Below are 12,037 nucleotides of genomic sequence, written 5' to 3' on the forward strand. Positions count from 1 at the left end.
CCAGGCGGTAGGAAGTGGGTACTTACTATTCAGGACAGATGTTTATAACTACCAAGTAGAATCCAACGAAAACGATAACGTCTATACTCAGGCGATTGATATTGCTGCACCCAATTTAATTATTACTAATGTCACCGCTCCCACTACCGCTACTGCTAGTCAGACTATTACCCTATCTTGGACGGGGAAAAATGAAGGTTCAGGTACTACAGGAAGTTCCTACTGGTATGACCGGGTAGTTTTTTCAAAAAATGATATCTATGGGGATAGTGATGATATTGCATTAATTAATTACCAATATATCTCTAGTAGCAACGGCTTACCCTTAGAAACCAATGAAACTTATACGGTTAATACCAGTGTCACCCTACCCAGTGGTGCAGTAGGAAGTGGCTATTTGCTATTTAAGACAGATGCTTATAACTACCAAGTAGAAGCAAACGAAAACGATAACGTCTATACTCAAGCGATTAATATTGCTGCACCCAATTTAATTATTACTAACGTCACCGCTCCCACTACGGCTACTGCTGGTCAGAGTATTACCCTATCTTGGACGGGGAAAAATGACAGTTCTGTGACCACAGGAAGTTCTTACTGGTATGACCGAGTGGTATTCTCAAAAAATCAATTTTTTGGTGATAGTGATGATGTTTATTTGACTGATTCTTATATCTACAGCTATTATGGATTACCCTTAGAAGCGAATGAAACCTATACAGTTAATACGAGTGTCACCTTACCCGCCCAGGCGGTAGGAAGTGGGTACTTACTATTTAAGACAGATGTTTATAACTACCAAGTAGAATCCAACGAAAACGATAACGTCTATACTCAGGCGATTGATATTGCTGCACCAAATTTGACTATTACCAGTGCGACTGCGCCTAGTACTGGTATTTTAGGGGGAGCTATATCAGTTTCGTGGACGGTACTAAATAATGGAACTGTTCCGGCCAATGCTGATTGGTATGATTCAGTTTATCTGTCTAATGATCAGACTTGGGATAGTGGGGATACATGGATTAGTGCTTTCTGGGAAGCTGCAAGAAGTCCCCTCGCCGCTAACACAAGTTATACAGACACCCAAAATATTACCATTCCTAGTAATGCAGGAACCGGTGCTAAATATTTGATCTTTGTTACAGATCAATACTCTTACTCCTACTACAACCAACAAGGAGAAACAGACGAAACCGATAATACTTATGCTGTTCCTATCACTTTAGGTGCGCCAGACTTAATCATATCCGGAGCAACTGTACCCAGTGGTGGGGTTGTGAATGGAGCGATTAATGTATCATGGACGGTGAAAAATCAGGGTACGACAGATGCACCGGCGGATTGGTATGATGTTATTTACCTTTCTTCTGATAATATCCCTGGCAATGGCAATGATAGTTACATTGCTGAACAATTTATAAGCACTCAAACCCCCTTGGTAGCGAACGGTACATACACTATAAATCGCAGTATTAACTTACCCAATGTTACCCCGGGAAATTATTACATCTTTTTCCGCGCTGATGCCTATAATAATCAAGGAGAAACCAACGAAAACAACAACTATAGCCAAGCTATTCCCATTACTATTGGTTCGCCGGATTTAATTGTTAGTAATGCTACGGCACCAGAGTCAGGAGCATTAGGAGGAACAGTCAGCCTTTCTTGGACAGTACAAAACCAAGGAACAGTAGAAGCACCCGCCGATTGGACTGATTATATTTACTGGTCAAGTAATGATACTTATGACGGTTCTGATACCTTCATTACCAGTATTTCCGCCGCCGCTCAAACTCCCGTCGCCGCCGGAGGAAGCTATAATAAAACCGAAAATATTACCTTACCTAATCAAATAAACTTCGTTGGCAATGGTTACTTAATTGTCCGAGCAGATGGCAATAATGCACAGGGAGAAACCAACGAAAATAATAATAATCGTGCCATTCCTATCCGCATAGATGCACCAGATTTAATTGTCTCAAATGCTACTGCACCAGCATCGGTAACTGTAGGTGCAACGATTAGCGTTACTTGGGATGTGAAGAATCAAGGAACTGTTGCGGCTAATGCTGATTGGTACGACAGGGTTGTGATTTCTACTGACCAAATCTTCGGTAATAGCGATGATACTTATCTGACAGAAGTTTGGCAAGGTTCATTTACTCCCCTAGCAGCCGGAGCAACCTATAGCCGCACCCTCAATGTTACCTTACCCAGTACCGCTACTGGCGATCGCTATTTGCTTTTCAAGGCTGATAACTATAACTATCAAGGTGAGACAGACGAAAATAACAACGTCTATTCCCTACCGATTAATATTTCCGCTTCCGACCTCCGAGTTACCTCAACCAATGCTCCGACAAGTGCCATTTTAGGAGAAACAGTTGAATTAACTTGGACTGTCACTAATAACGGTACGGGAGCAGCAAGTCAGGATTGGTATGATCGAGTTTACCTCTCCAGTAACCAAACTTTAGATAGCGGTGATGTTCAAGTTACCTCGGAATGGATAGCGACACAAACGCCTTTAGCTACTGGTGCAAGTTATACCATCAGCAAGAATGTCACCTTACCTAGTTTTACCCCCGGTAATCAATATTTACTCTTTGTTACTGATCGAGACAATTATCAAGGAGAAATCAACGAAAATAATAACCTCGCTGCGGTTGCTATCAGCTTAACTGCTCCCGATTTAATTGTTTCTAATGCTTCCGTACCTGCAACCGGAACAGTCGGTAAGAGTATTGAAGTTTCTTGGACAGTACAAAACCAAGGGACAAGCGCCGCTCCTACGGATTGGTATGATCGCATTTACCTCTCCAACGATGCTATTTTTGATGCTAATGCTGACACTTACATCACCCAAGAATTAATCTCCACTCAAACACCATTAGCCGCCGGTGCAAGTTACAGCATTACTCGCAATATCAACCTCCCCAACTTTGCCACAGGAAACCGTTATTTAATCTTTGTCGCTGATGGTTCGGGAGGTCAAGGGGAAACTAACGAGACTAACAATACTCGTGCTGTCGCCATTAATCTCAATGCTCCCGACTTAGTAGTAAGTGATATTACCGCACCAGTTGAATCCCTATCTGGACAACCAATTGAGATCAATTGGACTGTCAAAAACCAAGGAGCAGCAACCGCAGAAGGAACTTGGTATGATTATGTGTATTTAGTTAATACGGCGACCAATTCCACCCAGTATGTCGGAAATTTTGAATATTCAGGTAGCTTGGCCGCCGGAGCCTCCTTAAATCGTACTCAATCCTACAGCGTTCCCCTCAGTTTAACTGGTAACTATCGAGTGGTTGTAACGACCGATTATTACGGACAACTTGCTGAAGGAACGCAGAACGAATCGAACAATACTACTACAGATGATCGTCCGATTTCCCTACAACTTGCTCCGGTTCCCAATCTACAAGTTACCGGGGTAACTGCACCATCGACGGCTTTTTCCAGTCAAGAAACCGTCGTACAATGGACCGTGAAAAATGTCGGTACTGGTGCCACTAATGCGCCTGTTTGGTATGATCGAGTTTATTTGTCCCTCGATACTACCTATGACAATACTGATACCTATTTAGGACAAGCAGTTAATCCTAGTTATCTCAACCCGAATGATAGTTATAGCAACAGCTTAACCGTAACCCTACCTCGCGGTATTGATGGCAATTACTATTTCCTCGTACAAACTGATGTTTATAACTACGTTACCGAAGTTGGTAATGAAGGGGATAATTGGGGTTCTGGTGGGCCGACGGATGTTAATTTAACTCCACCTCCCGATTTACAAGTAACGGCGGTTAATGCGCCTAATGGAGCCTTCTCAGGACAGCCGATGAACCTGAGTTGGACTGTCACTAATGCTGGTACAGGACGCACTTTAGAAACAGCTTGGTATGATCGGGTATTTATGTCGGCGGATGCAACTTTAGATGCAGGCGATCGCAATTTAGGTACTTTTTACCATAGTGGTGCGTTAAATGCCGGTGCAAATTATACCGGTTCAGCAACAGTTAATTTACCCATTGGTGTGGCGGGAAGTTTCTTCTTCTTTGTCCAAAGCGACATCTATAACAACGTTTATGAGCACGTTTTTGAGAATAACAATAGTGGCTACGACACCACAGCAACGAACATTACCCTAACGCCGCCACCAGATTTAGAGTTTGAATCCTTAACGATTCCGAGCAACGCTCGTTCTGGTAGCAGTTTAAGCATCAATTATCGAGTCACTAACTTTGGAGCCACAGAAACCCCGAATTATTATTGGACCGATACCTTCTATCTTTCCAGCGATAATCAACTAAATACGGCAACGGATATTAATTTGGGTAGTGTCGGCCAGTATGGCATTCTTTATCCAGGTGATGGTTATGATCGTACCGCTAACTTTGCCTTACCCAATACCTTAACTGGCACCTACTACGTCTTTGGTGTGACAGATAGCGGCGATCAAGTATTTGAATTAGATAATGTTAATAACGTCACTCAAAGCATCAATCAAGTACAAATTGTCTCCCAACCGGCGGATTTAGTCGTTACTGACGCAATTACTCCAACTACGGGAGAAGCTGGTAAGACAATTCAAGTGCAATGGACAGTGAAAAACCAGGGGACTGGGGATACCATTGTTAACAGTTGGAGCGATCGCCTTGTAGTTTCTAACGATGGGGTTTTAGGGGATGCAGATGATCTTACCCTCGCCAACTTCACCCGCACCGGACTTTTAACTCCCAATGGTACTTACAGTCGGACTGAAAGTGTTATTTTACCCTTTACCTTAGAAGGCAATTATCAACTATTTGTCGTCACTGATTCGGCTAATAGCGTTTATGAAGGTAGCAATGAGGGAAATAATGCCTCTAGTGCTTTTCCCCTCACCATCTCTCGTGATACTCCCGATCTCCAAGTTACTAGCATTACTCTGCCAAATACTGTAACTCCCGGACAGCCGCTGACCCTCAATTGGACGGTGGCGAATTTGGGGGTAGGACGTACTAATAGCAATTATTGGTACGATCGAGTTTATTTGTCTTTAGATAAAAATGTCAGCGGTGATGACATTAATTTAGGGTCGGTTTATCGTTCAGGAGCCTTAGAACCATCAGCAAGTTATAGTGCCACGGGTACTTTCTCACTTCCTGTTAATTTGAACGGTAGTTACTATGTTCTGGTGCAAACTGACCGGGGTAATAACGTTATTGAAGGGGCATTTGAGAATAATAACGTTTTAGCCAGCGATAGTAGCAGTGGAGGCGGTTCGGGAACCGGAAGCCTACCGATTACCCCCGCTCCTTCTGCTGATCTGGCTGTCACTGCCGTGGATGCGCCGGAACAGGGAATTGCCGGACAATCTCTGAGTTTAACTTGGACGGTTGTTAATAATGATGCCAATACGGGTCAAAGTTGGTATGATGCTGTTTATCTATCCCGCGATCAAGTGTTTGATCGCAACAGCGATATTTATTTAGGCTATCGCAACCATACGGGGGGATTAAATGCAGGAGATAGTTATACTGCAACGCAATCTTTTAATATACCGCGAGGCTTAGGGGGACGTTTTTACGCTTTCGTGGTAACGGACGGCGGTAATGCTGTTTATGAACGGTTAGGAGAGATCAATAATGTTAATTATGACGGATTCTCGACGGAAATAATTTTGCCGCCTCCTGCTGATTTAGTAGTAGGGACAATTACTATTCCTGTCAATGGAACGCCAGGTCAAAATGCCACAATTAGTTATACCGTAAACAATCAAAGCACGAATGAGGCGATCGGCACTTGGGAAGATACAATCTATCTTTCTCGCGATAATCAATGGGATGTCAATGATGCTTTCTTCGGTCGTGTTTCCCAAACAGGACCAGTTGCAGGAGGCGGAAGTTATAGCAAGACAGTAACCGCTACTTTACCAGGGGTAGCAACGGGGGATTACTATGTTATTGTCCGCAGCGACATCCGCAACTACATACCAGAATCTAATGAAGCGAATAATATTAAGGCTTCTTTAGATGACTTTGCTGTTGATGTCGAGTCCTTAGAATTAGGTACGCCTGATACAGGGACTTTAGGACAAGGACAGTCAGTTTATTATCGGGTTGATGTTCCAGCAGGAGAGACGCTGTTACTGAATTTTGATAGCCAATCTACTGCGGCGGCGAATGAGCTTTATATCCGTTATGGAGATGTGCCGAGTCGCAGTCAATTTGACATCGGTTATTCTCAACCATTATCACCCGATCAAGAAATTATCATTCCTAGTACTCGTGGTGGTACTTATTATATTCTCGCCTACGGGGATAATGTAACGGGTGTTCCAGCTAATTACAGCATAGAAGCAGAGCTACTTGAATTCTCATTGCGAGATATAGGAACAACCAGGGGGAGTAATAAAGGACAAGTCACCCTAACTCTTGAAGGGGCAAAACTGACTCCGACAACAACAGCTAAATTAATCGCTGCTGATGGAACTGAGCGCATTGCTAGTCAGATTATTTGGAAAGACAGTACTGAGACATGGGCAACCTTCGATCTACAAGGTTTGGAGACTGGTATTTATGATGTGCAGATAGCAGACGCGCAGCAAACATTTACCCTAGATGACAGCTTTACTGTTACTAATGGACCTGTGGGTTACATTGATGTGCAGTTAGGTATTCCAAATGCGCTGCGACCAGGACAACAAGGCATTGTAACAGTTAATTATACCAATCGAGGAGAAACAGATATCGTTGCTCCTCTAATAGAAGTCACAGCAGATCTTGCCGAATTGAAATTGCCTGAACAGAGTAATTTTGGTGGTTCTAGCTTGCAATTTCTTGGCATTAATACAGAAGGGGCTGCAGGAATATTATCTCCTGGAATGACAGGTAACTTCTCCTTAGTCTTCCGTCCGACAGTCACCACAGGAATTGTCAACATCTCTACTAATATTGCAGATCAGGATAAACTGATTGATTGGGATGCTCAAAAATCAATTCTCAAGCCTGATAATATTCCTGATGAAGCTTGGGATACAGTTTGGAACAATTTCATTCAATCTGTTGGTAATACAACCGGAAGTTATCAGCAAATATTAGCAGATAATGCAACTCGACTCAGTCAGTTGGGAGACTATATAGCAGACGTTTCCCAGTTGCTTAACTTTGAAATTGCCCAAGCCAGCGATTATGAAGCATTGCCTCAGTTATATATCCTTGGTTCTTTTGGTCGAGGCAGATCTTTTATTGGCGATATTCAACTGATTCAACAAGATAGCGAGCATATTATTGTTCAAAATGGCAATACTCAAAGACATTTTCATCGTCAATCTGATGGAACCTATCTTGCTGAGTCTGGCGCTCCAGCTACTATTACTAATGAAGGCGGATTTTATAAGCTTCAATCTTCTGACGGAGAGATTACGGCTTTTCTTCCCAATGGACGGCTTAACCATATTCAGAGTCCTAATGGTACACAGATTACAGCCGAATATACTAATGGTATTCTCTCTAGCCTAGTAAGTTCCGAAGGAGAAAGCCTAACATTTACCTATAATCAACAGAATCGAATCAGTACTGTAACTGATCAAGCGCAACGCACCACGACTTACAGTTACGATACTAAAGGTCAACTCTTAACTAACATTACTGATGTAGCTGGTACAACCACCTACACTTATAATGATAATTATGCTTTGACCTCTATTACCCATCCTGATAACACGAAGATTAGTTTTGAATATGACGATCAGGGTCGTTTAGTACGGGAAAGTCTGGGCGAGAGTGCTGAGTCAATTACCTACGAGTATGACTCTGTAGGCGGTTTTATCGCTACTGATGCTAACGGTTCTCAAACTCTGATGCTGCTTAATGATCGAGGTCAAATAGCACAGTTACAAGATGCACTAGGTCGAGTCACGCAACTGTATTATGATGATGATGGAAATTTAAGCAAAACGATCAATGCCGATAATACAGCTACTGTATTCACCTACAATGAGCAAGGTCAAATCACTAGCCAAACTGATTCGCTTGGACAGCTTATTCAGTTTGCTTATGAGCCTAATTACGGTCTTTTAACAAAAGTCACAGATGCTCGTGGTAATGCCATTAACTATAGCTACGACAGTCAAGGAAAATTGCGTTCTATTGATTATGGAAATGGTATTAGCGAGACTTTTGACTACGATTCTCAAGGAAATGCGATTCGCACATTTAATCGCCGCGATCAACAAACTACCTATACTTACGATGAGCAGGGAGTTTTACAAAGACAGAGTAGTATTGACGGTTCTTTTTACGAATATACCTATGATGGTCGTGGCAATATCCAATCAGTTACCGATCTACGAGGGACAACATATCTTGAATATGATGCAGCAGATCGCATTACAAAAATCACAGATACACTAGGAAACTTCCTCTCCTACACTTATGATACTGCTGGTCGTCGGACAAGCATGGTCGATCCAGCCGGTAATACAGTTAACTATCATTATGAAAATACAGCCGGGCGACTGATTGGTTTGACTGATGGAAATAATAATCCCATTATCACCTATGCCTATGATGAGGTAGGTCGTCTGGCGCGGGAAGATAAAGGTAATGGCACTTACACAATTTATACTTACTATGCTGATGATCGAGTTCAGAGCTTAGTTAACTACAAAGCCGATGGCTCAGTTAATTCTAGTTTTTACTACACTTATGAAAGTGCAGGCCGTCAAAGCGAAGTAACTACACTAGACGGCCAATGGAGCTATACTTACGATTCCATTGGACAGTTAACCAATGCTATTTTCGACTCCAGTAATCTCAATATTTCCGATCGCAACCTTACTTACTTCTACGATGCCGCCGGCAATCGTATTCGTACTATTGAAAATGGAGTAACAACTGAATACACAACGAATAATCTCAATCAGTATCTAGCCGCTGGGATAACTGACTACCAATATGATGCGGATGGCAATCTAATATCGAAGACCATAGGAGATCAGACTTGGAGTTATAGCTATAATGCTCGAAATCATTTAATTAGTGTCATTGAACCAAATGGCAATCAGACTCAGTATGAGTACGATGTATTTGGTGATCGTGTTGCTACTATTTACAACGGGCAAAGGACTCAATATTTAATCGACCCCTTTGGTTTAGGAAATGTAGTGGGAGAATACGATGATAACAATAATTTGATTGCTCGATACATTCATGGACTAGGGCTAGAAACTTTTACCAGGGCTGATGGTCAGACCGGCTACTATGATTTCAACGATATTGGTTCTACCGTAGGAATAACAGGTACAAATGGTCAATATCTCAATCGTTATGTATATCAGCCTTTTGGGCAAGAAATTTTTGAAACTGAAACCTTGACTAATCCCTTCGAGTTTGTCGGACAGTGGGGAGTCATGGAAGAAGCCAATGGACTCGACTTCATGCGGGCCAGGTATTACGATAGTCTCCTGGGTCGATTTACCGCAACCGATCCACTAGGGATTGAGGGCGGAATCAATTTATATTCCTATACTCAGAACAATCCGATTAGTGCTATCGATCCAAGTGGTGAACTTCCAGTATTTTTAATTCCCGCGTTAGTTGGATTAGGAACAGGTATTGCCACGGATATTGGCATACAACTTTTGCAAAATGGCCGTCGTTTTGATTGTATAGACTGGGGAAGTGTTGCTCTATCCGGTGGTTTAGGTGCTTTATTTGGCACTTTTGGTCCAACGGGCGCAATCTTTGGACGAGGGCGATACCTCGGTGGAAGGTCTGGCATCTTAAATCGGGGGAATACCAGGCTAGGTTGGAGTTGGCATGGTTCTCCTCAGTCTGGAAGGAATTACTTTACGCTTCATGGGGGTAAGCCTGGTACAAAAGGTCACTGGCATCTTCGAGATTATGGGATTCCAGAAATTCCGGGTCCTGCCAATTCTTACCCAGTGGGTGAGGGGTTAGTTGGAGGTGGACTTGGTGGCGGTGCAATAAATGGTAGCCCTGATTGTGACGATCCTGAACCACCAGAACCACCAACTCCCCCTGGAAATCCAGGACCGGGTGGTTCAGTTCCGATTATCCGTCCCTCCGATCCCAACGACATCGTAGGACCAGCAGGATTTGGCGATGAAAACTGGATTACCTCGCAAACCCTCCCCTATACCATTCGCTTTGAAAACCAAGCCAGTGCGACTGCACCTGCTCAAACTGTTTACATTACCCATCCCTTAGACTCTGACGTTGATTTCCGTACCTTCCGCTTAGGTAGTTTCGGTTGGGGAGGCTTAACTTTTACTGTTCCTGAAAATCGTTCTTTCTACAATCAACGTGTGGATTTAACGGAAGAACATGGCTTCTTGGTTGATGTTTTTGCTGGTATTGACATCCAAAAAGGCGAAGCTTTCTGGACATTAACTACTATCGATCCAGAAACAGGTGAAACTCCCGAAAACCCCTTAATCGGCTTCTTACCTCCCAATAACGAAGATGGAGTAGGCGATGGCTTTGTTACCTATAGCATTCGTCCTAGTCGCACGGCTGAAACAGGAGATGTCATCGATGCAGAGGCGACCATCATCTTCGATACGGAAGAACCCATCAGCACTCCACCTATTTTCAACACCCTTGATGTTGATAAACCTAGTAGTGAAGTTAATGACTTACCTGCAACCACCCCAACCCCTGAATTCCTCGTCAGTTGGACAGGAACAGATACAGGATCAGCTTTGGCGACTTATACTATCTATGTGTCGGATAATGGCGGAGAATACACGATTTGGCTCAATAATACTGAGTTAACCGAAGCCAATTACACGGGGACAGCTGGACATACCTACTCCTTCTACTCAGTTGCAGTTGATAACACAGGTAATACAGAAGCAGCACCGACGACGGCAGATGCAACCATACAAATCGGTGGCGCAGTTAATCAACCTCCACAAATCTCGGTCAATGCAGGCTTAACTCTTAATGAAGGAGCTAATTCTGCTATTTCTAATAGTCTGCTGGCTGTTACAGATGCAGATAATACCGCAGATCAGTTAACTTTTACCATCAGTACGATTCCGACAAATGGTAATTTACAACGCAATGGAGTTACTTTAGCGGTTAATAACACCTTTACCCAAGCTGATATTAATAGTGGCTTACTATCCTACATTCATAATGGCGGAGAAACTATCAGTGATAGCTTTAGCTTTACGGTAGCCGATGGAGCAGGTGGTAATATTAATGTCACAAGTTTCGTCATCACAGTTAACCCAGTAGATGACGCACCAACTGTCCTCAATCCGATTACAGATGTCAATGTTGACGAAGATGCAGCCAATACCGTCATTGATTTAACTAACGTTTTCACTGACATCGACAATGACATCGCTTTAATTGTTAAATCAGTATTCGTCAATAACAATCCGGGATTAGTCACCGCTACCATCGTTGACAATCAGTTAACCCTTGACTACCAAGACAATCAATCTGGGATAGCTAATATTACAATTCGGGGAACATCCAACGGTAAAACTGTTGACGACACTTTCCTAGTAACAGTTAACCCAGTAGATGACGCACCAACTGTCCTCAATCCGATTACTGATGTCAATGTTAACGAAGATGCAGCTAATACCGTCCTTGATTTAACTAATATCTTCACTGACGTTGATAATGACATCGCTTTAATTGTTAAATCAGTATTCGTCAATGACAATACCGGATTAGTCACTGCTACCATCGTTGACAATCAGTTAACCCTCGACTACCAAGACAATCAATCAGGGATAGCTAATCTGACAATTCGGGGAACATCCAACGGTAAAACTGTTGACGATACTTTAGTAGTTACAGTTAACCCAGTAGATGACGCACCAACTGTCCTCAATCCGATTACTGATGTCAATGTTGACGAAGATGCAGCTAATACCGTCCTTGATTTAACTAATGTCTTTAGTGATGTTGATGGAGATGTGATTGTTAAATCAGTATTCGTCAATAGTAATCCGGGATTAGTCACCGCTACCATCGTTGACAATCAGTTAACCCTTGAC

General features: G+C 42.8%; 1 protein-coding gene. It reads left to right on the top strand.

The window, feature by feature from the left end; all coding sequences use genetic code 11:
- On the top strand, positions 1-12,037 hold a 12,037-nt coding region (locus IM500_RS02405), incomplete at both ends, for a CARDB domain-containing protein (protein ID WP_287737562.1).

This window comes from Microcystis sp. M179S2 (assembly GCF_020245805.1).
Taxonomy (GTDB): domain Bacteria; phylum Cyanobacteriota; class Cyanobacteriia; order Cyanobacteriales; family Microcystaceae; genus Microcystis; species Microcystis aeruginosa.